Here is a 22,996-nt window from a genome sequence, read left to right as displayed (position 1 = left end):
ACTGGGCACAAGCGCAACCGAAGACGCGCAGCCGATGAGGAGCGAGACCGAGTGGTGGCGGAACCGGGCGGTCCGGAGGACCAGAAGCCCCAGTCCGACGAGGCGCGCAGCGCCTTCCTCCCGCCGACCGGGGTGGGACGGCGCACGTCCGCGTCCGAGGACGACCAGCCGACATCGGAGTTCGCCATTCCGGCTGGTCTGACAACCGAACCCCAGGGAACGGGCTCCGCTTCGGGTTCCGGTTCCGGCCAGACCACGGGTTCGGGCTCGGACACGATCGGCTCCGCCTTCGCCCCGCCGCGCACCTACAGCGCCCAGCACTCACCGCCCGCCTTCACCCCGGCGCACGGCAGCCCGATGATCCGGCTGACCAAGGAGGCCCCCTGGCAGGACCGGATGCGCACGATGCTGCGGATGCCGGTCGCCGAGCGCCCGGCGCCCGAGCCGGTGCAGAAGTCCGACGAGACGGGCCCCGCGGTGCCACGCGTGCTCGACCTGACGCTACGCATCGGCGAGCTGCTGCTCGCCGGCGGCGAGGGTGCCGAGGACGTCGAGGCGGCGATGTTCGCGGTGACCCGCAGCTACGGGCTGGATCGCAGCGAGCCCACCGTCACCTTCACCCTGCTGTCGATCTCGCACCAGCCCTCGCTGGTCGACGACCCGGTGACGGCCAGCCGTACCGTACGCCGTCGTGGCACCGACTACACCCGGCTGGCCGCCGTCTTCCGGCTCATCGACGACATCACCACCGAGGATGTCGAGGTCTCGCTGGAGGAGGCGTACCGGCGCCTGGCGGAGATCCGGCGCAACCGGCATCCGTACTCCGGCTGGGTGCTGACGCTGGCCGGCGGCGGACTCGCCGGTGCGGCATCGGTGCTGGTCGGCGGCGGTGCGCTGGTGTTCGTGGTAGCCGCGATCGGCGCGATGCTCGGCGACCGGCTCGCCTGGCTCTGTGCCGGGCGGGGGCTGCCGGAGTTCTACCAGTTCGTGGTGGCGGCGATGCCTCCCGCCGCGTTGGGTGTGGCGCTGACGCTGACCCACTGGTCGGACGTGCGGCCGTCCGCGGTCATCACCGGTGGGCTGTTCGCGCTGCTGCCGGGGCGGGCCCTGGTGGCGGGCGTGCAGGACGGGCTGACCGGCTTCTACATCACCGCCGCCGCACGGCTGCTCGAAGTCATGTACCTGTTCATCGGCATCGTCGTCGGCGTGTTGCTCGTGCTGTATCTGGGCGTGCAGCTGGGCGCCGAGCTGAATCCCGGGACCCGGTTCTTCGCCCCGGACCGGCCCGTGGTGCAGATCCTGGCGTCGATGGCGCTCTGTCTCGCGTTCGCGATCCTGCTCCAGCAGGAACGCTCCACGGTGCTGGCGGTGTCCCTCAACGGCGCCGTGGCGTGGGTGATCTTCGGTGCGATGGCCAGGACCGGCCATATCTCACCGGTGCTGGCGACGGCGACGGCGGCCGGCCTGGTGGGCCTGTTCGGGCAGCTGTTGGCGCGCTACCGGTACACCTCGTCACTGCCGTTCATCACGGCGGCGATCGGCCCGTTGCTGCCCGGCTCTTCCACGTACTTCGGCCTGCTGGGCATGGCGCAGGGCAATGTGAACGCCGGGCTGGCCTCCTTGTCGACCGCCGTCGCGACGGCGCTGGCCATCGCGATCGGGGTCAACCTGGGAAGCGAGATCTCCCGGCTGTTCATGCGGGTGCCGGGGGCGGTCGGCGGGGCGAACCGCCGCGCGGCCAAACGGACGCGCGGCTTCTGAGCCGGATGCCGGGTACCGGCTCCGGGTCAGCGCTTGGCGTGGCGGCCGCGCTGGCCGGCGACCGGGCTCTGGCCCTCGCCGCCGCCGACCGCCGCCGCCTCCTTCTTCGACTTGGAGCGGGCCCGCAGGAACTCGATCGCGATCGGCACCACCGAGATGAGCACGATCAGGATGAGCATCGCCTCGATGTTCTGGTGCACGAACTCGATCTTGCCGAGCGCGGCGCCGAGCAGCGTGACCCCGACGCCCCAGAGCACCCCGCCGATGATGTTGAACGTGATGAACGAGCGGTAGTTCATCCGGCTCACACCGGCGATGATCGGCGTGAACGTACGCACGATGGGCACGAAGCGGGCCAGGATCAGCGACTTCGGCCCGTACTTCTCGAAGAACTCGTGCGCCTTCTCGACGTTCTCCTGCTTGAAGAGGCGGGAGTCCGGGCGCTTGAAGAGCGACGGGCCGACCTTGCGGCCGAAGAGATAGCCCACCTGATCGCCGATGATCGCCGCCAGCGCCACCAGGACACAGACCAGCCAGAGCGGAGACTTCAGCTGGCCCGTGGTCACCAGCAGCCCCGTGGTGAACAGCAGGGAGTCACCGGGCAGGAAGAAGCCGATCAGCAGTCCGGACTCGGCGAAGACGATGAGGAGGACGCCGGGGAGTCCGAAGGTGTTGATGAGATAGTCCGGGTCCAGCCAGCTCGGTCCGAGCGCAAGCGTATTCAAGGGTCCGGGCTCCTGGATCGTTCGATGGCGGCTGCGTGGCCGCCCAAAGCTATCAACGCAGGATGATGTCCCCGGGTTCCAGTGGCTCCCGCGAAAATACGCACCGGGCCAACCGGGACAAAGCTCTCTCCAGGAGGTACCACACGATGAATATCGAGGATTTCGGCGGCGGGCAGGCGGACCAGTCGGATGTCCTGGTCGTCACCACGAACGATGTACCGGGCTACCAGGTGACCCGGGTGGTCGGTGAGGTGTTCGGTCTGACCGTGCGCTCCCGCCACCTCGGCAGCCAGATCGGCGCCGGGCTGAAGTCCATGATCGGCGGCGAGTTGAAGGGACTGACCAAGACGCTCGTCCAGACCCGGAACCAGGCGATGGAGCGGCTGGTCGAACAGGCCAGGGCGCGGGGCGCCAACGCGGTCCTGATGATGCGCTTCGACGTGACCGAGGCGGCCGATGTGGGCACCGAGGTCTGCGCGTACGGTACGGCGGCCGTGATCAGCAAGATCTGAGCGACGGCCGGCACGGGGGCGGGCAGCGTCCCCACCTCCGCGCCGGCCGTGCGTGCGCGGGTTACAAGAGGCGCTCCGCGTTGGCGTCGATCGCGTTCCGCAGGTGTTCGGCCAGGCCCGGCCGCATCGACTCGTAGTACGCGCGAAACCGCGGGTCGGACACGTACATCTCGCCGAGACCCCGGTGGATCTCGGGCGTGCACGCGTAGAACCACCGGGTGATGTGGAGCCGGTGGGCCTCGGCCAGGTCCATCGCCCGTTCACCGGTGGCCGGTTCACCGGCCTCCATCAACGCGTCGTAGGCGGCGCTCCAGTCGGCGACCTCCGCCTGCATCCGCTTCCAGTCGTCCTTGGTGTAGCGGGCGGCCCGGCGCTGCGACTCGGCGTAGGCGGCGGTGCCGCCCCAGCGGCGTTCGGCCTCCTCCGCGTGCTCCTCGGGGTCCTTGCCCCCGAAGACCTCGAACTTCTCCTCGGGCGTGAGGTTGATGCCCATCTTCCGTGCCTCCATGGCTGTTTCGACGGCGGCGGCCATCTTCCGGAGCTCGGCGATCCGGTCGGTCAGCAGCCGGTACTGACGGCGCAGGTGCTCCTGCGGGTCCGCGGCCGGGTCGTCGAGCAGTACCGCGATCTCGTCGAGCGGGAAGCCGAGCTCCCGGTAGAACAGGATCTGCTGCAGCCGGTCGAGGTCGTCGTCGTCGTAACGGCGGTGGCCCGCGTGGCTGCGCCCGCCGGGCGAGAGCAGTCCGATGCCGTCGTAGTGGTGCAGGGTGCGCACCGTGACCCCGGCGAATCCGGCGACCTGTCCCACGGAGTAGTCCACGACTCCCCGCTCCCTTCTCCGTTTCCGGTTCGTACCGAGCCTGAGTCCTGACGTGACGTGAGGTGCAAGTCCGAAACACCACCGCCTCCGGCGCCATTGGAGGGGTTATGCCACTTTTGTGTCGTTATGGTGAGCCGATGGCCACAGATTCTCCCCCACCCGCCGAAATCCCTCCCGTCGGGCCGCCACCCGCCGAAACCGCTCGCACCGAGACCACCCCGGTACACCGGCTGCTGCCCGTCATCGTGCCCGCGCTGGCCGTCGGAGTCGCCTCGGCCCTCGTCCTGCTCGGGATCAGCCTGCTCGCGGAGAAGCTTCAGGGCGTGCTCTGGGGGACGATCCCCGACGCGCTCTCCATCGGCCGCTACTCCTCGCTCTGGACGATCGTGATGCTCACCGCCTGCGGGCTGGTGGTCGGGCTGCTCGTCCGGGTGGTGCCCGGTCACGCCGGTCCCGATCCGACGACCACCGGGCTGGTGGATCCGCCTCTCGCGCCGGTCGTGGTTCCGGGACTGCTGCTCGTCACCGTCCTCACGCTCGCGGGCGGGATCAGCCTCGGCCCGGAGAATCCGATCACGGCCGCCAATATCGCGCTGGCCCACTGGCTCGGCCGCCGGTTCGCTCCCGGCACGACGGCGAAGCTGTGGATCGCGCTGGCGGCGGCCGGCACCATCGGCGCGCTCTTCGGCACCCCGGTCGCCGCCGCGCTGATCCTCTCCGAGACGCTCGCCTCGCACCCCGGACCGGGTGCGCTCTGGGACCGGCTGTTCGGCCCGCTCGCGGCGGGCACCGCCGGCGCGCTCACCATGACGCTGCTGGCCCACCCCAGCTTCGACCTGTCGCTGCCGTCGTACACCCACCCGCACTGGGGCGATCTGCTCTCCTCGGTCGTCATCGCCCTGGCGGGTGCGGTGCTGGGCCTGGCGGCGGTGTACGCCTTCCCGTATGCGCACCGGTGCTTCCGGGCCCTGAAGCACCCGGTCCTGGCGCTGACCCTCGGCGGGCTGCTGCTCGGCCTGCTCGGGGTACTGGGCGGCCATCTCACCCTGTTCAAGGGGCTCGACGAGGTGAAGGTGCTCGCCGCCGACCCGAACGGCTGGTCGGCGGGGCAGTTCGCGGGCATGGCCGTGGTGAAGACGGCCGCGCTGCTGATCGCGGCGACCTGCGGCTTCCGGGGCGGGCGGATCTTTCCCGCCGTCTTCGTGGGGGTGGCACTGGGGCTCTGCGCCCACGCCCTGGTCCCCTCGGTGCCGGTGGCGCTCGCGGTGTCGTGTGCCGTGCTGGGCGTACTGCTGGCCGTCACCCGGCAGGGCTGGCTGAGCCTGTTCACCGCGGCGGTGCTGGTCGGCGGCGCGGCCGTGCTCCCGATGCTGTGCATCGCCTCGCTGCCGGCCTGGCTGCTGGTGACCGGGCGACCGCAGATGCAACTGCACGAGGACGGTACGCCGCTGAGGTGAGCGCGGCGCGGCGACGCACCCCGGGCCCTCTCGCCCCGGACGGCGGCACGCACCGAGCCACTCGCCCCGGAACGGCGGCGCGTACGCCCCCCTCCGGCCCGGCCCTCCCGCTCGACGCGCCGGATGCCACCGGTATCCGTATCGTCTCCCCCGTACCGATATGCCCCGATACGCCCCGTCAGGCCCTGCCGGAGGTCACCGCGATGCCCACGCCCGTCAACATCGCCGTCATCTACTACTCCTCGACCGGCACGGTCGCCACGATGGCCAAGGCCATGGCGCAGGACGCCGAGAAGGCCGGCGCGGAGGTACGGCTGCGCAGGGCCCGTGAACTCGCCCCGCAGGCGGCCATCGACTCCAACCCGGCCTGGGCCGCCAACGCGCGGGCGACCGCGGACATCGCCGAGGCGTCGCACGACGACGTGCTCTGGGCGGACGCCGTGATCTTCGGTACGCCGACCCGGTTCGGCAACGTCTCCTCCCAGCTCAAGCAGTTCGTCGACACCCTCGGCGGCCTCTGGCAGGCGGGCCGTCTCGCCGACAAGGTCTACAGCGGCTTCACCTCCACCAGCACCGCGCACGGTGGCCAGGAGTCCACGCTGCTCGCGCTCTACCACACGGTCCACCACTTCGGCGGCATCCTGATCGCCCCCGGCTACACGGACCCGTCGAAGTTCGTCGACGGGAACCCGTACGGCACTTCGCACGTGGCCGGCCAGGGCGACATCCCGGTCGGTGAACAGACCCTGACCGCCGCCCGGGTCCAGGCCGAACGCGTCGTGAGGTTCACCCGGGCCATCAAGGACGGCCTCGCCGCCGAGAACTGAACGCACCGCACGTCCACCGGACCGTGGCGGTTCGCAAAAGACCGCCGAGAGCCGAGAAAGGCTGTTCACCGATGCCTCTCCACAAGGGTGCGCCCCACGGCACGGAGCCGTCCGAGAAGCGCCGCAGGCTCGCCCTCAACCCGTTCTACGGAGAGGCCGACCCGATCGCCGGAATGGAGTCGGCGCCGCCCCGGCACCGGCTTCCCGAAGGGCCGATGCCGCCCTCGACCGCCTACGGCCTGGTCCATGACGAGCTGATGCTCGACGGCAACGCACGGCTCAACCTGGCCACCTTCGTCACCACCTGGATGGAGCCCCAGGCCGGGGTGCTGATGGGCGAGTGCCGCGACAAGAACATGATCGACAAGGACGAGTACCCGCGCACCGCCGAGCTGGAACGGCGGTGCGTGGCGATGCTCGCCGATCTGTGGAACGCCCCCGACCCCTCGACCGTCGTGGGCTGTTCGACGACCGGTTCCAGCGAGGCCTGCATGCTCGCCGGACTGGCGCTGAAACGCCGTTGGTCGGCCAGGAACGCCGACCGCTACCCGGCGACCGCCCGGCCGAACCTGGTCATGGGCATCAATGTGCAGGTCTGCTGGGACAAGTTCTGCAACTTCTGGGAGGTCGAGCCGCGTCCGGTCCCGATGGAGGGCGACCGCTTCCATCTCGACCCGCAGGCCGCGGCCGATCTCTGCGACGAGAACACCATCGGCGTCGTCGGCATCCTGGGCTCCACCTTCGACGGTTCCTACGAGCCGATCGCGGAGCTCTGCGCGGCCCTGGACGCCCTTCAGGAGCGCACCGGCCTGGACATCCCCGTCCATGTGGACGGGGCGTCCGGTGCGATGGTGGCGCCGTTCCTGGACGAGGACCTGGTGTGGGACTTCCGGCTGCCCCGGGTCTCCTCGATCAACACCTCCGGGCACAAGTACGGCCTGGTCTACCCGGGGGTCGGCTGGGCGCTGTGGCGCTCGCCCGCCATACTGCCCGAGGAGCTGGTCTTCCGGGTCAACTACCTGGGCGGCGACATGCCGACCTTCGCGCTGAACTTCTCCCGGCCCGGCGCCCAGGTGGTGGCGCAGTACTACACCTTCCTGCGCCTGGGCCGGGACGGCTACCGGGCCGTTCAGCAGGCCTCCCGGGACGTCGCGACCGCGCTGGCGCAGCAGATCGGGAAGCTCGGCGACTTCCAGCTCCTCACCCAGGGCGACCAGTTGCCCGTCTTCGCGCTGACGACCGCACCGGACGTGGAGGCGTACGACGTCTTCGACGTGTCCCGCCGGCTGCGGGAGCAGGGCTGGCTGGTGCCCGCCTACACCTTCCCCGCCAACCGGCAGGACCTGTCGGTGCTGCGGGTGGTGTGCCGCAACGGCTTCTCGTCGGACCTCGCCGAGCTGCTGCTGGAGGACCTCCGGCTGATCCTGCCCGACCTGCGCCGTCAGCCGCACCCGTTGAGCCGGGACAAACAGGCGGCGACGTCCTTCCACCACTGAGCGCCGGGCGCCGCGGTCAGCGGCCGATCCGGGCGAACCTCCGTACCGCCAGCGGGAAGAACACCGCGAGCAGTTCGGCATGGTCGGACGCCCAGGTGCCGTCCGCCCCGCCCGGATTGCCGAACAGGCCGCGTACCGCCGTGGCCGTGGCGGACATCGGATTCCATTCGACGGCCGTACCCAGCCACCCCGGCATCGATTCGGGGGTGGCGAAGACATTGGAGAGGAAGCCGACCGGCCAGACCAGGATCTGCACCGCCTGCGCCAGCTCCGGCTTCCCGGCCACCAGGGCCAGTTGGATGCCGGTCCACAGCATCGCGAACCGCAGCAGCAGGAGCAGCCCCACCGCCCCCATCGCCGCGGCCGGCCCGTGGTGCCGGCGCCAGCCGACCGCGTAACCGACGCCGGTCATCACGGCGAGCGCGGCCACCGACTGGAGCATGTCCGCGACGCTCCGGCCGACCAGCACCGAACCGGAGACCATCGGCATGGCGCGGAACCGGTCGATGACGCCCTTGTCGAGGTCCTGGGTCACCGCGATCATGGTGGACTCCAGGCCGAAGGCCGTGGTGAGCGCGAGCATGCCGGGCACCAGGAACCCGGTGTTGTCGCCGTCGACGCCCTGCCCGCCGCCCACCAGGTAGTTGAACATCAGCAGCAGCATCACGGGAAAGACCAGTCCGACGACGATCCGCACCGGCTGCCGCGCCCAGTGCGCCAGTTCGCGCCGAGTCATCGTCCAGGAGTCGGATACCGCCCAGCTCATCGCGCTCATGCCGCCACCTCCGCGCGTTCCGGCTTCCGCTCGGTCAGCGAGAGAAAGACCTCATCGAGTGTCGGGCGCCGCACCGCGATGTCCTCCGCCTCGATGCCCGCCTCCTCCAGGGCCCGTACGGTCCGGGTCAGGGCCGCCATCCGGTCCGGCGCCGGTGCCCCGATCAGCCGCCGGTCCGCGTCGACGACCGCACCGTCACCCAGCAGCCGTGCCACGGCGGCCAGTTGGGCCCCGTCCCGGACGACGACGCCGATGCGGTCCCCGGCCACCATCGTCTTCAGCTCGTCGGACGTCCCCTCGGCGGCCACCCGCCCGGCGTCGATCACCGAGATCCGGTCCGCGAGCTGATCGGCCTCCTCCAGGTACTGCGTGGTCAGCAGTACGGTCGTGCCGCCGCTCACCAGGGAGCGCACCGCCGACCACACCTCGGCCCGGCCGCGCGGGTCGAGTCCGGTGGTCGGCTCGTCCAGGAAGAGCACCTCCGGGTCGGTGATCAGCGAGGCGGCCAGATCGAGTCGTCGCCGCATGCCGCCGCTGTACTGCCTCACCGGCCGCCGGCCGGTGTCCGCGAGACCGAAGCGGGCCAGCAGCTCGTCCGCCCGCGCGCCCGCCCGTCGGGCGCCCAGGTGGTACAGCCGGCCGAACATCTCCAGGTTCTGCCGGCCACCGAGTTCCTCGTCGACCGCCGCGTACTGCCCGAGCAGCCCGATGCGGCGCCGGACCTCGCCGGCCCGGTCCCGCACGTCGAACCCCGCCACCTCGACCCGGCCCTCGTCGTGCCGCAGCAGCGTGGACAGGATGCGTACGGCCGTGGTCTTGCCCGCGCCGTTGGGGCCGAGCACGGCGTGGACGGTGGAGCGGCGGACCGTGAGGTCCAGGCCGTCCAGGGCGCGCTTCTCCCCGTAGCGCTTGTGCACACCTTCGACAACGATCGCGTCGGTCAAAGTCCCCACACCTTCCCGTAGTCAAATTTGACTAGCGGGATCGAAGGTAACGCCGCCGATCTCATTCATCAAACTTGATTACTCGTCGTCGCCGGGATCCGGGACGCCCGTCGCGTACGGGTTCTCCTGCCCCTCGGCAAGCACGCCGATGAAGGGTTCACCCTCCCCCGCGAAGGTGTAGGCGCCGCCCTCGATGCGCGCGATCAGCCCGCGCGTCCACTCCGCCCCGGCGTCCGCCGAGTGGACCCACATGTTCATGATCTCGCCGATGTGACCGAGCGACCCCGGCCCGGCCTCCGGCGTGTAGTACTCGGTGACCGAGGCCCGCCAGGCCGCGAGACCGGCCACCCGCTCCTTGAGCAGCGCCACCACCTCGGCCCGCTCCAGGTCGACGATGCCGCCGAGCCCCGCCGACAGCACGTCCAGCTTCTGGTCGTACGAGGTCAGCGCCGCGCGCAGCAGCGCGAGGTACTCCTCGTTGCCCCGCTCGGTGATCTCGTACTCGGTACGGGGCGGGCCGCCCGCCGTGCTCGGAGCGGTCTCGTGGGCGATCAGCAGTCCCTGCTTCGCCATCTGCTTCAGCGCGTGGTAGACCGACCCGGGCTTGGCGTTGGACCACTCGTGCGCACCCCAGTACTCCAGGTCGTTGCGGACCTGATAGCCGTGCGCCCGGCCGTGCTGACGCACGGCACAGAGGACCAGCAGCCGGATCGCGGACATGTCACGCACCCCTTCTATTCAACTTTGATCAGCGTAGCCGCCCGCCTCGGCCACCAACTCGAACGCGGTACGGCCGTCCAGGGACTCCCGGATGATGTCGGCGTGCCCGGCGTGCCGGGCGTGCTCCTCGACGAGATGGAGCAGCAGCCAGCGCATCGACACCCGCCCCTCCTTCGGGAACCAGGGCGCGTCGGGCAGCGGGAAGGTGTCGTCCAGGCCGGGCACCGAGCGGATGAACTTCTCGACCTCGACCGCGACGCCGTCCCAGAACTCCAGCATCCGCTCCACCGTCTCGTCGCCGACGAGCCGGAAGCTGTCCGCCCAGGTCTCCTCGTTCCGTGAGGTCTCGCTCGGTCGCTGCTGGGCCATCCGCAGCCAGTTCAGCTCACCCTCGGCGACATGCTTGAGCAGCCCGGAGAGGGAGAGTCCGCTGGCACTGGGCCGGCTCGCCGCCTGCTCCTCGGTCAGCCCGATGAGCGAGCGCCGGATCGCGCCGCGCTGCGCCTCGACGAAGGAGAGGAGCGCGCCGCGCTCGTCGCCGGAGTTCTCCGCGGGAACGTGAGTGACCATGATGACCGCCTCGGTGAGCTGTGCCGGTTTCTTCTTGACACCGACCAAGCTACGGACCCTTGCGGTCAGCTTCTGTCCTCGACGCGGCGGAACGGCGCGTCAGAAGGGGAACGCGCTCCGGCCGTGCTGAATGGACATCCACGTCTCGGTGGTGAAGGCACGGACGGTCGCCTCGCCGTTCAGCCTGCCGATCCCGGATGCCTTCTCGCCGCCGAAGGCGGCCAGCGGATCGTCCTGGACGGTGGAGTCGTTGACATGAAACATGCCGCTGACGACCCGCTGCGCGAACCGCACTCCGCGTTCGGCGCCGCGGGTGTGCACGGCGCCGCTCAGCCCGTACGGGGTGTCGTTGACGATGCGTACGGCATCGTCCTCGCCGTCGAACGGCACCAGCAGCGCCACCGGGCCGAATATCTCCTGGGACAACAGCGGGGAGCCCTCGGGGAGTCCGGTGAGCACGGTCGGCTCGACGAGGTTGCCGCGGGTCCCGCCCCGCACGAGCGCGGTGGCCCCCTCGGCGAGCGCCTGGTCGACCAGGGCGGTCAGGGCGTCCGCCTGGAAGGTGCTGATGACCGGACCGATGTGGGTCCCCGGGTCACGCGGGTCACCGGTCCTCAGCGCGGCCACCCTGGCGGTGAACTTCTCGGTGAACTCCCGCTCGACACCGCGGTCCACCAGGATGCGGTTGGCCGCCATGCAGACCTGCCCCTGGTACACGAAGCGGCTGAAGACGGCCGCGTCGACCGCGTAGTCGATGTCCGCGTCGTCCAGCACCACCAGGGCGCTGTTGCCGCTGAGTTCGAGGATCGTCCGCTTGAAGTGCCCGGCCGCGATCGCGCCGACGTGGCGGCCGACGCGGTCCGTGCCCGCGAAGGAGATCACCTTGGGTACAGGATGCTCGATGAACGCGTTCCCTATTTCGGCGACATCGGTGATCAGGACGTTGAGCAGCCCGGCGGGCAGGCCCGCGTCCTCGAAGATCCTGGCGATCAGCCCGCCGCCGACGACCGGGGCGTTCTGATTGGGCTTGATGACGACCGCGTTGCCGAGCGCGAGGGCCGGCGCGACGGACTTCATCGCCACCAGGAAAGGGAAGTTGAAGGGGCTGATGACCCCTATGACGCCGACCGGATCGCGGTAGAGACGATTCTCCTTGCCGTCCGCCGGGGAGGGCAGGATGCGGGCTCGGGGGCGCAGCGTCCGATGGATCGCGTCGCGCAGGAATTCCTCGGCGACCCGGACCTCGTACTCCGCCTTGAGACGGGTTCCGCCCAGTTCGTCGACGATCGCCTCGACGATTTCGTCGCGCAGTTCCCCGATGACGTCCAGGGCACGTTCCAGAACCCCGCGGCGCTCGTACGGGCCGATGGTGGCCCAGGACCGCTGGGCACGCTCGGCGGCCCGATAGGCGAGGTCGACCTCGTGCGCGGTCGCGATGGTGATCGCGGCGAGTTTCTCCCCGTTGTAGGGATTGAAATCGATGATGTCCCACGAGCCGGTTCCGGTCCGCCACTCACCGTCGATGTACTGGTCGGCCAGCTCGTAGAAGAAGGACATGCGATCCCTTAACTCAGGTGCAGACTCCCGTCGAACCGCCATCGTACTGATGAATCAGGTGAGTTGGAGTAGACCACGGAGCAGATCGCGGCTCTCCTCGGGGCCGGGGCTGTCCTCGTGCAGCCGCACCATGGCCTTTTCGTACTGAGCGACTTCTTCGGCCTTGTCCAGATAGAGCGCACTTGTCAGCTGCTCCAAGTAGACAATGTCCGACAGATCCGATTCGGGGAATCGGAGCATCGTAAAAGAACCACTCTCTCCGGCATGCCCGCCAAAACTGAAGGGCATCACTTGAAGAGTGATGTTGGGCTGTTCCGACATTTCGATCAGATGCCGCAATTGTCCGCGCATGACTTCACGGTCGCCGTACGGCCGGCGCAACGCCGCCTCGTCCAGTACGGCGTGGAAGCGGGGTGCACGTTCGGAGACGAGGGCCTTCTGGCGCTCCAGCCGCAACGCGACGCGGCGGTCGATCTCGACGGCGGGGGCGTCGCCCATGCCCCGGGCGACGACCGCGTGCGCGTAGGACTCGGTCTGCAACAGGCCGTGGACGAACTGGACTTCGTACACCCGGATGAGCGACGCCGCTCCCTCCAGACCGACGTAGGTCTGGAACCATCCGGGCAACACGTCTCCGTAACTGTGCCACCAGCCCGCCATGTTGGCCTCACGGGCCAGACCGAGCAGGGCGTCGCGCTCCGCATCGTCCGTGACGCCGTAGAGCGTGAGCAGATCCTCGACATCCCTGGCCTTGAAGCTCACCCGTCCCAACTCCATGCGGCTGATCTTCGACTCGGAAGCCCGGATGGAGTAGCCGGCTGCCTCCCGGGTGATCCCCCGGGAGTCGCGCAGCCGCCTGAGCTGTGAGCCCAGCAGGATGCGCCGCACCACAGATCCACTCGACTCGCCTGCCGCCACTGGCCCGATCCTCCCCATCGCTTCCTGGACACCGGGGCTCCCCCTGAACCCCAAGTGCCGGATTCTGCCACCAAAACGCTTCAGCCCGTACTCATTCGATTACGGAAATGAGCAGGCCCACGGAAAGCTACGAAAATACACGCAGGAAGAAATGACCAAGAACCGGCACGGGTTCGGACAGGTCCGGCGCGTGCACGTGCATCTGCCCTTGCATCTGCCCTGCGCATTCGGAACCATGGCTCTCGCGCACCTGCGTGCTCGTTCGTGTTGTGCCGCTGTACCCCGTAGTACCGATACAGCCGCGAATCCCGGGAGTGCCTCGCATGGGGACGAATGGATCGACGATGCTCGAGCCGTTAAGGCAGGGGCTTCCCCCCATCGATCCCTCAGCCGTCTCCGGCTCGGCCACCTGCACACTGCCCGCCCGCTACGAAGCCGTGGGCGGGGCACGGCGGTTCACCAGGAAGACGCTGAACGGCTGGGGGCTGAACGAGCGCTTCGACGACGTCGTACTGGTCGTCTCCGAGCTCGTCACCAACGCCCTGCGGCACGCCCTGCCCGGGGACGCCGCACCGGACTTCCAGGAAGCGCCCGTACGGCTGCACTTGATGCGCTGGAGTTCCCGCCTGGTGTGCGCCGTGCGCGACCCCAGCCAGGAGAGCCCCGTCGCCTCCGAGGCGGCCGACTCGGCGGAATCGGGCCGCGGTCTCTTCCTGGTGGAGTCCTTCAGCGACTCCTGGGGCTGGCACCCCTCCCCCGCCCTGGGGGCCGAGCACCTGAACACCGCGGCGGCGCCGCGCGGCAAGGTGGTCTGGGCGCTGTTCCGGCTGGCCGACAACTGACGGCGTGCGCCCGGCGCTTGGCCGTCACCGGCGGATCACGGCGGGCCGGGCCGGACGCCGGCCCGGGGATTCGGTCAGCCGCCCGCTATGAGGTGGTCGAACTCCCCGTCCTTCACCCCGAGAAGCAGTGCCTCTATCTCGGCGGGCGTATAGACCAGGGCAGGCCCGTCGGGGTGGCGTGAATTACGCATCGCCACATCCCCGCCGGGCAGTTTCGCGAACTCCACGCAGGATCCCTGGGAGTTGCTGTGTCTGCTCTTCTGCCAGACGACTCCGCGAAGCTCTGTGGCCGCCATGCCGTTGTACACGTGGTGCACAGGACGCTCCCCGAGTTGCAAGGTGCAAGTGTCAACAGTCTCGGATCATAGCTCTGTTCAAATATCCCTGCATGAGCAGATGCATGCGCGGATGCACGTGCACGCGGGGTGTTCCCGTGATTACAGCTTTACGGCGTATGCATAGACGCGCGGGAGGCCCGTTTGGCTCCGTCTACCCCGAGCCGGGCACCCCATCCCCGGGACTCGCGCTGGTAGCTTGGCGCGGTCTTTCGTCGACGAGGGGGAATTCCACGTGCACACCGTCCTACGCACCGGCGGCGTAATCATCGCCGGAATCGTCACCGCCGTCGCACTGACGGGCTGCGGCAGCGGCAGCGAGAAGAGCGACCCGGGCGGCGGCTCCGACGCCGGGAAGGCCGGCCCGGCCTCGGGCGGCGGTGGCGCCGGGGCCGACGCCGCGGCGCTGGAAGGCGGTTGGGCCGGAAAGACCGACGGCAAAGCGGTGATCCTGTCCGTCGCGTCCGGGAAGGCCGTGCTCGTCACCGAGCAGCAGGCCTGCACGGGCACCGTGAAGGAGACGGGCAGGGTGACGCTGGCCCTGAAGTGCGCCGACGGCGACACCGCCCGCACCACGGGGTCGGTCGTGTCCATCGACGGCAAGACCGTCAAGGTGTCCTGGGACGGCGGGACGGAGGACACCCTGGCCAAGACCGAACCGGGAGCGATCCCGTCGGGTCTGCCGGGCCTGCCGACCCCCTGACGGCCGACCGCGCCGCCCGTCAGTCCGCCCGGTCCCGGGGCCGGGCCGGCTTCGACGTCCCGTCCAGCCCCCGGGAGAACTCCTCCAGGGCTTCGAGGAGGAGACCGGCCCCGCTCCGTACGAACGCGTCCGCCCCGCCTTCGCCCGTCCGCTGCCGCGCGTCCCACGCCTCCAGCACCTCGCGCACCTCCGCCCAGTCCGGTACGCGCCGCTCCCGCACCTCCTTCGCCCCTTGTTCGGTGGCCCGGCGCAGCGCCTCGGCCAGGCGCGCGGCGGCCGGTACGGGGGTGGCGCCGCCGCACGGGAGGTGGGCCTCCAGCAGCATCGCGATCCGGCCGAGCTGGGCGAGGGCGTGCTGGGTGTCGTCGGCGGCGGCACGGGACAGGCCGCGGTTGCGCACCGGTTCGTGCTGGGCGGTGGCCAGCGCCTCCTGCCAGGCCACACGCGCCTCGCGGGTGTCGAGGAGGGCGGAACGGACGTCGTCGTGTCCGCGCTCGGCCGGATCGGCGTACTGGTCGACGACCGAGGCGGCGTACCGCCCGTCCGCCTTCAGCCAGTCGCCGAGCCTGCCGCGGAGCCTCGGGGTCTCCCAGGCCGGGTAGGCGGCGTACGAGATCATCGCGAGCAGGCCGCCGACGAGGGTGAGGACGACCCGTTCGAAAACGGTCTGCGACCAGGCCTCGCCCGCCATGCCGAGCAGGAAGACGACATACGCGGAGACGCACACCTGGCCGACGACGTATCCGGTGCGCATCAGCAGATACATCAGCAGGGCGCAGACCACGGCGAGCAGCGCGGACGACGTCACGCCGGGGTGGGCGGTCTGGACGATCGCGGTGGCGAGCGAGACCCCGACGATCGTCCCGCCGAAGCGGGCCACGGAACGCCCGTACGTCTGGGAGAACTCCGGCCGCATCGCCATGACGGCCGCCATGGGCGCCCAGTAGCCGTGGCCGAACGGCAGCGAGACACCGATGAGATAGCCCACGGCGACGACGACGGCGACCCGGACGGCGTGCCGCAGGATCGGCGAACCGGGACGCAGTTCGGCCCGCATCGCCCGCGCGACGACCGGGACCAGCCGCAGCAGAGTGGGGCGGCGGCGGTGCGGGGCGCCGGGCGTCTCCTCCCCGGTGGCCTTGATGGCCTCGGCGGCCTCCTCGGCCTCGGCGTCCTCCTCCTTCGTCCCCGCCCCCTCGGCCGTCTCGATGACGTCGGAGAGCAGCGCGCCGAGCCGGTCGGCGGCGCGGCGGGGCGGGCCGGCGAGGAGGGAACCGGTGTCGGGGGTCTTCAGTACGGCCACCGCGGACGGGGAGAGCTTCACCGGGTCGCCGTGGCGGATCGCGCGTGCCGCCGAGTCGAGTACGGATCCGGCGGCGGCGAGGAGTTCGCGGACCCGGTCCCGCTCCGGTCCCTCGGCCGGCACGCCCATCGCCGGGTCCGCGAGCGAGGCGAGCACCGGCCTGATCCGTTCGGCCACGCCCCGGGAGCCACGCAGTTCGGGCGGTCGGCGGCGGGACTGCCAGGGCGTGACGGCGGCGGCGCTGCGGGCCTTCATCAGCGGTACGGGGTCGAAGGCGGCGAGCGGGTCGTGGCGCAGCCGCCGCGCGTAGTCGGCCTCGGCGGCCAGGGCGTCGGCGAGGGCGTCGCGCTGGGCACCCCATCTCCGTACCGGGAACAGGACGATCAGCGCGGCCTGCACCACGCCGCCGAACAGGATCATCGCGGCGTGCACCGCCGAGTTCGCGACGGAGGTGGGCAGGGTGACCGTCACCAGCATGATCGCCACGTTCGACGACGCGATGATCCCGCCCGTCGGCCCCGCCGCCCAGGCCAGGCCCGCCAGGAACGTCCAGAGCACCAGCAGGGCCAGGAACAGCAGTGCGTGGGAGCCGGTGAGATAGCCGAGGAACGTCGATACGGCGAGACTCGCCCCGGAGACCAGGGCGAGGACGGGCCGGGGTCGCCAGCTGCGCTGGAACGTGGCGATGGCCGCCTGGAACGCGCCGAACGCGGAGCTCGCGGCGACGACGGGCCCGAAGAACGCGAGGCCGACCCCGATGACGAGGGCGAGACCGACCGCACCGCGGATCGCGATGAGCGGTTCGAGACGCCGCCGCTCGATCGTCAGCCCCGAGCGGGCCGTCTCCTTCAGCGCCCGGAGCCAGCTCATGTCCAGAGCCTAGCCGGAACAGTCAATAAGCCCGAATTGCCCATATAGCTATCGGGAAGTCCGCCGGAGGGCCGGCCGATGGAACCGCCGGTACGGCCCCAAAACGGCCGACGGCACCGAGGCGGCGCCCGAGGCGCCTACCGGCTCCCGCGCCCGCCGTCGATCCCCGGCCCGTTCCCGCCCGTCCTCGCCCGGTCCGCGGCGGCCGTTCCGTGGGTCCATCCGTCCAGGTCCGTGGCGCCCCGGACGCGCGTGGTCGTGGTCTCGGGGAACATCCGCCCGGCGGTGTCCGCGACCGCCATGTCGCGGGCAGCGAGGACCGGGAGCAGGTGGGGGGTCGCGGACCCCGCGGTTCCGGCTCGGGCGGCGGTGCCGGCCTCCTCGGCCTCGGCATCCGCGGTGACACGGGCGGCGTCGGCGGCGAGCCGGCTGCCCAGGCGCTGGGCGTACGCCATCAGGAAGGACTGCCGAAACGTCTTGGTCCGCTTGCGTCCACCGGCCCGCTGGCCCGCCTCCGCCTTCGTCATCGCCACCGTGCCCTGGACCAGCAGGGAGGTGTACAGCAGTTCCACGGCGTCCAGATCCGGATCGAAGCCGACCACCGTGGAGAAGCCGAGGTCGCCGTTCCACACCGCGCGGCAGCGGTTCGCGGAGGCGACCGCGTCGAGCAGGATCGCCTTCGCCGTCTCGTACGGGGCGTCGACCCCGATCCGGCACGCCCCGGGCGCCTCCTTGCTGTGGGTACGGGCGGCGAGCAGGGCCTCGTCGATGGAGTGCCGGGCCATCAGCTCCTGCGCCTTGGTGGTGAGGGCCTCCGCCTCCTCGGGGAAACCGGTCGCCTCCGCCTTGGCGAGCAGGGCACGGATCCGGGTCAGCATCCGGGGTTCGTCGTGCGCGGGCGGCAGACGGAGTCCGTGCGGAAGGGTGCCGGGCGGCGGACCGACCGGTTCGATGGCGGGGAGCCGGAGCAGCAGCCGGTACAGGCCGAGAAGGGCGGAGGCGTAGGAGAACCGGTCGGGCCGGTTCCGGGCCGGCGCGGCGGGCAGCCCGTCGAGCTGGGAGCGCCAGCGGGGCGGCAGCCGCTCGTACCGTCCGGTCTCCGAGCCGATCAGCCCGGCGACGAGCCCCACGGCTGTCTCGTCGAGTTCGCGGCGGACGATGCGTACGACATCGGCGGGGAGCCAGCCGCGCTCCCAGGCCCGGCGGACGAACTCCTCACCGCGCCGGTGCAGTTCGGCGTCGACCGCGGGGTGGGCGGCCAGGAGGGAGGCGCCGGTGTCGAGACCGGCGTCGCCGTCCGAGTAGAGGGCCGCCGCGAATGCCTGGTCGATCACCGGTTCCATGAGGTCAGGGTAGGCAGGGCGATGCGGCGCGGTACGCCTGGCCCCGCACCCGTGGACGGGCGCCGGCGGCCGTGACCGTGCAGTCCGGCGGGCTCTGAACCCCGGCCGCCGGCGAGGCGGTGCGGGCCGTCCACGGCGGAGGCCGGACGTGGACCTGTCCGTCCACGCCCTGTGGATGTCGAACTCCCGAGCGACCACCGCGCGGGGCGCCTGGCCCGGTGGAGCGCCCCGGCCGGGCCGGGCGGTGCGATTGGTCCATCCAGCCCGACCCGCTGACGATGCATCCGCTTTCATCCTTTTATCCAGGTTTCGCGTGCTTTCATCTCGCCATGGAGGCGATCAAGTGATGACTGGAGACCGGCAGCAGGACACTCGCGCACGGGCGATCCCGTCGCGGCGGCGGGTACTGGCCGCCGCCGCGCTCGCACCGGTGCTGACCGCGGCAGGGCCCGCCGCCGCTCGCGCCCTGCCCGCGAAGATGCCCGGGACGGGGCACACCGGGCGGATCAAGCCGGTGCGGACCGACCTGGCGGACTGGGCGGGCGTGGCGAGAGCGCTGGGCCGCAGCGGCAACATGCTGCGCGGAACGACGTACCACACGGGCTTCCCCCGACGGGACCTCCAGGTGGTCTCCAAAGGCGTCCTCGTCACACCGGGGCTCGCGCTGGGCACGCACGTGGCCTTCGTCCGTTACGCCGACGGCTCCACGATGCTGATGGGCGACGTGGTGGTCACCGAGAAGGAACTGCAGCAGGTGACCGACGCCTGGCAGGCGCACGGAATCGAGCAGACCGCGCTCCACAAGCACCTGCTCTCCCAGATCCCCGACCTCTGGTGGACCCATGTCCACGCGCACAACCACGACGCGGTGGCCCTGGCCCGCGGTCTGCGCGCCGGATTCGACCGCACCGGAACCCCGCCCGCCGTGCCGCCCGGCCCCGCGACCACGGTGGACCTGGACGTCGCGGGCATGGAGGCGACACTCGGTGCCAAGGGTTCCGTCGAGGACGGGCTCTACAAGATCATCTTCGTCCGGCGCGAGACCATCGCGGACGGCGATCTGATCCTGCCGCCCGGTCTGGGGTCGACCACCGCGTTCAACTTCCAGCCGCTGGGTGGCGGGCGTGCCGCACTCAGCGGCGACTGCGCCATGCTCGCCGCCGAGGTTCCGCACGTACTGAAGGCCCTGCGACGCGGCGGGATCGAACTCGTCGAGCTGCACAACCACCACCTGGCGGAGGACCCCCGCCTGTTCTTCACCCACTTCTGGGCCGTGGGCGACGGCGTCGAACTGGCACGGGCGCTGCGCCCCGCGGTGGACGCCACCGACGTCGTACCGTCCGCCTGAGAGCGGCACCTCGCGCCGGACGCGTCGGCCCTCCCCGACTGCCGCGCCCACCGGGCCCCGCCGTCCCCGTCGGCCGGGGCCGCCGGACCGATTGCGCCGGTCCAGCGACCCCGGCCGCCGAATCCGTTCTTCAGATGGACCAATCGGCCCGGAGCGGCGCGTGTCCGTGCGGACGACCGGGCACTCATGTCCCGTCCAGCCCGCCCATTCCCCGAACCATCCGTCAGATCCCTCTCTGGAGCTCCGTATGGAACCAGTCGCCGACGCACGGTACTGCCCGTTCGACTACGCCGAGGCCCTCGAATTCGACCCGGTGCTCAGGCACTTGATGACCGAAGAACCCGTCTCCCGCATCCGGCTGCCGCACGGTGACGGCGAGGCATGGCTCGTCACCGGCTACGACGACGTGCGCACGGTGACCACCGACCGGCGCTTCAGCCGGAGCGCCATCATCGGCCGGAACTTTCCGCGCATGACCCCTGAGCCGATCGTCCAGGACGAAGCCATCAACGTGATGGACCCGCCGGGCAGCAGCCGGCTGCGGAGCCTGATCTCCAAGGGCTTCGCGCCGCGTCACATGGAGCGCATGAAAGTGCGCACCCAGCACGTCGTGGACGAGCTGTTCGACCGGATGGAGGAGCACGGCGCCCCCGCCGACCTCTTCGAGCACCTGGCGGCCCCACTTCCCCTGACCACCATCTGCGAAGTCCTCGACATTCCCGAGTCCGACCGCGCGCAACTGCGCGCCCACGCCCGGACCATGATGGACACGACGGTCGAGAACCGGGACAACGCGATCCGGTCCAAGGCCGAACTCCGCGCCTACTTCCAGACATTGACGGCACAGCGGCGCGCGAACCCGGGCGACGACCTGATCAGCGCGCTGGCCACGGCGCGCGACGGGGACGAGATCCTCAACGACCAGGAACTGACCGTCATGGCCATGGTCCTGCTGATCACCGGCCAGGACACCACCACGTACGAGCTCGGGAACATCTCCTACACACTGCTCACCAGGCCCGCCGAGCTCGCGATGCTGCGCGAGCGACCCGACATGCTCCCGCAGGCCATGGAGGAGCTGCTGCGCTTCATCCCCTTCCGCAAGGGCGTCGGCATCCCTCGGGTCGCCACCGAGGACGTGGAGCTCAGCGGGGTGAGGATCCGGAAAGGCGACATCGTGCATGTCTCCTATCTGACGGCCAACCGCGACCCACGCAAGTTCGACCGGCCCGACGAGCTGGATCTGGAGCGCGAGAATCCGTCCCACATGACATTCGGCTGGGGCGGACACCATTGTCTCGGCGCGCCGCTCGCCGCCACGGAGCTCCAGGTCGCCATCGGGACCCTGTTGAAGCGCTTCCCCGCTCTGAAGCTGGCGACACCGGCCGATGAGGTGCGCTGGAACAAGACCTCGATCTGGCGCTACCCCGTCGAACTGCCCGTCAGCTGGTGACAGAGGCGGTCCGGCTGCGCACCGGACCTCCGCGCGGTGACAGGGGCGGTCCGGCAGCGCACCGAACCTGCGCGCGCGGAGGTGCGACCGTCCTCGATGACGAGTCGCGGCAGGGCGCCCGGCAACCCGGCACGGTCCCGGGGTGTCGGGCGCCCTGCCGCGCTTCGGCGCCCCGCCCGCACCGGCTCGACATGCGGCCCCGATCGGCCTGCCGTAACGTGGTTCCGACGGCCACCCAGCCGTGGCGGATCAACGTCCGATCAATGACCGATCAGACATCCGCCCACGAACGGCTAGAACTCAGTCTTCGACGGTCGGCCCGTCCGCGCCCGTTCCAGGGGTACCGAACCCGGCGCAGGAATCCACCGAGGCCCTGTCCCGCGCCGCGCGTACGGGGCCGTGGTGGCCGTTCCCGCGTCGGCGGACGCCCCCGTGACCGCCCCGGGCCCGGCGGCGTGGACCAAGTCCGCTAGGAGGAGTTCCATGGCGGTTCTCTGCAAGCCGGCCATCGCGGTTCCCGAGTACGTCATCAGCAACGAGGAAACCCTTGAGCTGGCACGACGGTTGCACGGCGACCATCCGCAGATCGACCTGGTGCTTCGGCTCATCGAACACACCGGGGTGCAGAAACGACATCTGATCCAGCCCATCGAGAAGGTGCTGCAGCACCCGGGCTTCGACGCCCGCAGCATCACGTACGAGGAGCACACCAAGGCCCGGGTGCCGGCGGTGGTGCGCCAGGCACTCGACCAGGCCGAAGTGGAGCCGCGGCAGATCGACTTGATCGTGTACGTCTCCTGCACCGGCTTCATGATGCCTCCGCCGACGGCGTGGCTCATCGGAGAGATGGGCTTCCGCCCGGAGACGCGCCAGCTGCCGATCGCCCAACTCGGCTGTGCGGCGGGCGGTGCGGCGGTCAACCGGGCCCACGACTTCTGCAGGGCCTACCCCGACACCAATGTGCTGGTCGTCGCCTGCGAGTTCTGCTCGCTGTGCTACCAGCCCACCGACGTGGGTGTCGGATCCCTGTTGTCCAACGGCCTGTTCGGCGACGGCATAGCCGCCGTGGTGCTGCGGGGCCACGGCGGCACCGGGGTCCGCCTGGAACGCAACGGCTCGTTCATCATTCCGGACACCGAGGACTGGATCTCCTACGCGGTGCGATCCACCGGGTTCCATTTCCAGCTCGACAAACGGGTGCCCGGAACCATGGAGCCCCTCGCTCCGGCCCTGAACGCCGTGGCGGAGGAACACCAGTGGAACGCGGGCAAGCTGGACTTCTACATCATCCACGCGGGCGGCCCGCGCATCCTGGACGATCTGAGCCGCTTCCTCGACGTGCCGCCCGAAGCGTTCCGCTTCAGCCGGGCCACGCTGACCGAGTACGGCAACATAGCCAGCGCGGTGGTGCTCGACGCCCTCGGCCGGATGTTCGACGAGGCTTCGGCCCTCGACGGCCACCGCGGACTGATGGCCGGCTTCGGCCCCGGCATCACCGCCGAGATCTCCCTGGGCACCTGGACGACGGACGCCGGTTAGGCCTCGGCCCGCCCCGGCATACGAGGACCGGCGGGGCCCGGGGATCCGGGGACGGGCCCCGGCATACGAGGACCGGCGGGGCCCGGGGATCCGGGGACGGGCCCCGGCACCGGGCGGGAAGGGCAGGACGGGGCGGGGTGGAGCCTCGCGCGGCGGGGTGCGGACCGCGCCGCGCGAG

Annotated in this window: 21 protein-coding genes; 10 read left to right on the top strand and 11 right to left on the bottom strand. The window is 70.6% G+C overall.

The genetic code is table 11. The features are described 5' to 3' along the window. The first annotated feature begins 51 nt into the window (after nucleotides 1-51). On the top strand, nucleotides 52-1,761 hold the full coding sequence (locus ABZ826_RS14115; protein ID WP_361446846.1) for a threonine/serine exporter family protein: 1,710 nt from the start codon (nucleotides 52-54) through the stop codon (nucleotides 1,759-1,761). Nucleotides 1,762-1,787: 26 nt separating this feature from the next. On the opposite strand, the gene ABZ826_RS14110 is transcribed toward ABZ826_RS14115, so the two are convergent. Then, on the bottom strand, nucleotides 1,788-2,486 hold the full coding sequence (locus ABZ826_RS14110) for a VTT domain-containing protein (protein ID WP_361446844.1): 699 nt from the start codon (nucleotides 2,484-2,486) through the stop codon (nucleotides 1,788-1,790). Between the two features lie 146 nt (nucleotides 2,487-2,632). Between ABZ826_RS14110 and ABZ826_RS14105 the strand changes: the two genes are divergently transcribed. Continuing rightward, entirely contained in the window at nucleotides 2,633-2,998 is a 366-nt protein-coding gene (locus ABZ826_RS14105; protein WP_361446842.1) for a YbjQ family protein, read from the top strand. A 61-nt stretch (nucleotides 2,999-3,059) separates the two neighbouring features. Here the strand turns inward: ABZ826_RS14105 and ABZ826_RS14100 are convergent, their stop codons facing one another. After that, nucleotides 3,060-3,818: a MerR family transcriptional regulator gene (locus ABZ826_RS14100; RefSeq protein ID WP_361446840.1), complete on the bottom strand. Its 759-nt coding sequence runs from the start codon at nucleotides 3,816-3,818 to the stop codon at nucleotides 3,060-3,062. Nucleotides 3,819-3,955: 137 nt separating this feature from the next. Here ABZ826_RS14100 and ABZ826_RS14095 point away from each other — a divergent pair, with 137 nt between their 5' ends. From ABZ826_RS14095 to ABZ826_RS14085, 3 genes are all read left to right on the top strand, one after another. Then, nucleotides 3,956-5,275, top strand: a complete 1,320-nt coding sequence (locus ABZ826_RS14095; RefSeq protein ID WP_361446838.1) for an ion channel protein — start codon at nucleotides 3,956-3,958, stop codon at nucleotides 5,273-5,275. Nucleotides 5,276-5,478: 203 nt separating this feature from the next. Next, the gene (gene wrbA, locus ABZ826_RS14090; RefSeq protein WP_361446961.1) at nucleotides 5,479-6,102 is read left to right on the top strand and encodes an NAD(P)H:quinone oxidoreductase; all 624 of its coding nucleotides are present in this window, start codon (nucleotides 5,479-5,481) and stop codon (nucleotides 6,100-6,102) included. A gap of 71 nt (nucleotides 6,103-6,173) precedes the next feature. Next, a complete protein-coding gene (locus ABZ826_RS14085; protein ID WP_361446836.1) occupies nucleotides 6,174-7,598 on the top strand; it encodes a glutamate decarboxylase in 1,425 nt (474 codons plus the stop codon). A 16-nt stretch (nucleotides 7,599-7,614) separates the two neighbouring features. Here the strand turns inward: ABZ826_RS14085 and ABZ826_RS14080 are convergent, their stop codons facing one another. From ABZ826_RS14080 to ABZ826_RS14055, 6 genes are all read right to left on the bottom strand, one after another. Further along, a complete protein-coding gene (locus ABZ826_RS14080) occupies nucleotides 7,615-8,373 on the bottom strand; it encodes an ABC transporter permease (protein ID WP_361446834.1) in 759 nt (252 codons plus the stop codon). Continuing rightward, complete coding sequence (locus ABZ826_RS14075) at nucleotides 8,370-9,317, bottom strand: ATP-binding cassette domain-containing protein (protein WP_361446832.1); 948 nt, start codon at nucleotides 9,315-9,317, stop codon at nucleotides 8,370-8,372. Before ABZ826_RS14075 ends, ABZ826_RS14080 begins: the two co-directional genes overlap by 4 nt. Before the next feature lie 78 nt (nucleotides 9,318-9,395). After that, nucleotides 9,396-10,037: a PadR family transcriptional regulator gene (locus ABZ826_RS14070; RefSeq protein ID WP_361446830.1), complete on the bottom strand. Its 642-nt coding sequence runs from the start codon at nucleotides 10,035-10,037 to the stop codon at nucleotides 9,396-9,398. Between the two features lie 18 nt (nucleotides 10,038-10,055). Continuing rightward, nucleotides 10,056-10,607 carry a DinB family protein gene (locus tag ABZ826_RS14065; protein WP_361446959.1) on the bottom strand — a complete coding sequence of 184 codons (552 nt, stop codon included), beginning with the start codon at nucleotides 10,605-10,607 and terminating at the stop codon, nucleotides 10,056-10,058. Between the two features lie 99 nt (nucleotides 10,608-10,706). Next, nucleotides 10,707-12,164 (bottom strand): aldehyde dehydrogenase family protein, encoded by a 1,458-nt coding sequence (locus tag ABZ826_RS14060; RefSeq protein ID WP_361446828.1) that lies wholly within the window; start codon nucleotides 12,162-12,164, stop codon nucleotides 10,707-10,709. Between the two features lie 54 nt (nucleotides 12,165-12,218). Next, nucleotides 12,219-13,100 (bottom strand): helix-turn-helix transcriptional regulator, encoded by an 882-nt coding sequence (locus ABZ826_RS14055; protein WP_361446957.1) that lies wholly within the window; start codon nucleotides 13,098-13,100, stop codon nucleotides 12,219-12,221. Nucleotides 13,101-13,426: 326 nt separating this feature from the next. Here ABZ826_RS14055 and ABZ826_RS14050 point away from each other — a divergent pair, with 326 nt between their 5' ends. Continuing rightward, entirely contained in the window at nucleotides 13,427-13,924 is a 498-nt protein-coding gene (locus ABZ826_RS14050; RefSeq protein WP_361446826.1) for an ATP-binding protein, read from the top strand. A 74-nt stretch (nucleotides 13,925-13,998) separates the two neighbouring features. Here ABZ826_RS14050 and ABZ826_RS14045 read toward each other — a convergent pair whose 3' ends face one another. After that, nucleotides 13,999-14,241, bottom strand: a complete 243-nt coding sequence (locus tag ABZ826_RS14045; protein ID WP_266746995.1) for a DUF397 domain-containing protein — start codon at nucleotides 14,239-14,241, stop codon at nucleotides 13,999-14,001. 253 nt (nucleotides 14,242-14,494) lie between these two features. Here ABZ826_RS14045 and ABZ826_RS14040 point away from each other — a divergent pair, with 253 nt between their 5' ends. Continuing rightward, a complete protein-coding gene (locus tag ABZ826_RS14040; protein ID WP_361446823.1) occupies nucleotides 14,495-14,962 on the top strand; it encodes a hypothetical protein in 468 nt (155 codons plus the stop codon). A 19-nt stretch (nucleotides 14,963-14,981) separates the two neighbouring features. Here ABZ826_RS14040 and ABZ826_RS14035 read toward each other — a convergent pair whose 3' ends face one another. Then, nucleotides 14,982-17,135 (bottom strand): FUSC family protein, encoded by a 2,154-nt coding sequence (locus tag ABZ826_RS14035; RefSeq protein ID WP_361446821.1) that lies wholly within the window; start codon nucleotides 17,133-17,135, stop codon nucleotides 14,982-14,984. A gap of 137 nt (nucleotides 17,136-17,272) precedes the next feature. Then, nucleotides 17,273-18,478 (bottom strand): DUF2786 domain-containing protein, encoded by a 1,206-nt coding sequence (locus ABZ826_RS14030; protein WP_361446819.1) that lies wholly within the window; start codon nucleotides 18,476-18,478, stop codon nucleotides 17,273-17,275. Nucleotides 18,479-18,824: 346 nt separating this feature from the next. Between ABZ826_RS14030 and ABZ826_RS14025 the strand changes: the two genes are divergently transcribed. The 3 genes from ABZ826_RS14025 to ABZ826_RS14015 all read left to right on the top strand — a co-directional run bounded on the left by ABZ826_RS14025 (nucleotide 18,825) and on the right by ABZ826_RS14015 (nucleotide 22,818). Continuing rightward, nucleotides 18,825-19,826, top strand: coding sequence for a DUF1259 domain-containing protein (locus tag ABZ826_RS14025; protein WP_361446817.1), 1,002 nt, complete (start codon nucleotides 18,825-18,827; stop codon nucleotides 19,824-19,826). Nucleotides 19,827-20,073: 247 nt separating this feature from the next. Next, nucleotides 20,074-21,279, top strand: coding sequence for a cytochrome P450 (locus ABZ826_RS14020; RefSeq protein ID WP_361446815.1), 1,206 nt, complete (start codon nucleotides 20,074-20,076; stop codon nucleotides 21,277-21,279). A 483-nt stretch (nucleotides 21,280-21,762) separates the two neighbouring features. Beyond that, nucleotides 21,763-22,818: a type III polyketide synthase gene (locus ABZ826_RS14015; protein ID WP_361446813.1), complete on the top strand. Its 1,056-nt coding sequence runs from the start codon at nucleotides 21,763-21,765 to the stop codon at nucleotides 22,816-22,818. Nucleotides 22,819-22,996: the final 178 nt, after the last annotated feature.

Source organism: Streptomyces sp. NPDC047515 (genome assembly GCF_040643055.1).
Taxonomy (GTDB): Bacteria; Actinomycetota; Actinomycetes; order Streptomycetales; family Streptomycetaceae; genus Streptomyces.
Note: the sequence above shows the minus strand (reverse complement) of the source record. Positions and strands in the feature narration are given on the sequence as shown.

Excerpts from the sequence above, each read along its gene's own strand:
- ABZ826_RS14105 (WP_361446842.1), top strand. The coding sequence starts at position 2,633 with ATGAATATCGAGGATTTCGGCGGCGGGCAGGCGGACCAGTCGGATGTC.
- ABZ826_RS14095 (WP_361446838.1), top strand. The coding sequence starts at position 3,956 with ATGGCCACAGATTCTCCCCCACCCGCCGAAATCCCTCCCGTCGGGCCG.
- wrbA (WP_361446961.1), top strand. The coding sequence starts at position 5,479 with ATGCCCACGCCCGTCAACATCGCCGTCATCTACTACTCCTCGACCGGC.
- ABZ826_RS14085 (WP_361446836.1), top strand. The coding sequence starts at position 6,174 with ATGCCTCTCCACAAGGGTGCGCCCCACGGCACGGAGCCGTCCGAGAAG.
- ABZ826_RS14080 (WP_361446834.1), bottom strand. The coding sequence starts at position 8,373 with ATGAGCGCGATGAGCTGGGCGGTATCCGACTCCTGGACGATGACTCGG.
- ABZ826_RS14070 (WP_361446830.1), bottom strand. The coding sequence starts at position 10,037 with ATGTCCGCGATCCGGCTGCTGGTCCTCTGTGCCGTGCGTCAGCACGGC.
- ABZ826_RS14065 (WP_361446959.1), bottom strand. The coding sequence starts at position 10,607 with ATGGTCACTCACGTTCCCGCGGAGAACTCCGGCGACGAGCGCGGCGCG.
- ABZ826_RS14060 (WP_361446828.1), bottom strand. The coding sequence starts at position 12,164 with ATGTCCTTCTTCTACGAGCTGGCCGACCAGTACATCGACGGTGAGTGG.
- ABZ826_RS14055 (WP_361446957.1), bottom strand. The coding sequence starts at position 13,100 with ATGGGGAGGATCGGGCCAGTGGCGGCAGGCGAGTCGAGTGGATCTGTG.
- ABZ826_RS14050 (WP_361446826.1), top strand. The coding sequence starts at position 13,427 with ATGCTCGAGCCGTTAAGGCAGGGGCTTCCCCCCATCGATCCCTCAGCC.
- ABZ826_RS14035 (WP_361446821.1), bottom strand. The coding sequence starts at position 17,135 with ATGAGCTGGCTCCGGGCGCTGAAGGAGACGGCCCGCTCGGGGCTGACG.
- ABZ826_RS14030 (WP_361446819.1), bottom strand. The coding sequence starts at position 18,478 with ATGGAACCGGTGATCGACCAGGCATTCGCGGCGGCCCTCTACTCGGAC.
- ABZ826_RS14025 (WP_361446817.1), top strand. The coding sequence starts at position 18,825 with ATGACTGGAGACCGGCAGCAGGACACTCGCGCACGGGCGATCCCGTCG.
- ABZ826_RS14020 (WP_361446815.1), top strand. The coding sequence starts at position 20,074 with ATGGAACCAGTCGCCGACGCACGGTACTGCCCGTTCGACTACGCCGAG.
- ABZ826_RS14015 (WP_361446813.1), top strand. The coding sequence starts at position 21,763 with ATGGCGGTTCTCTGCAAGCCGGCCATCGCGGTTCCCGAGTACGTCATC.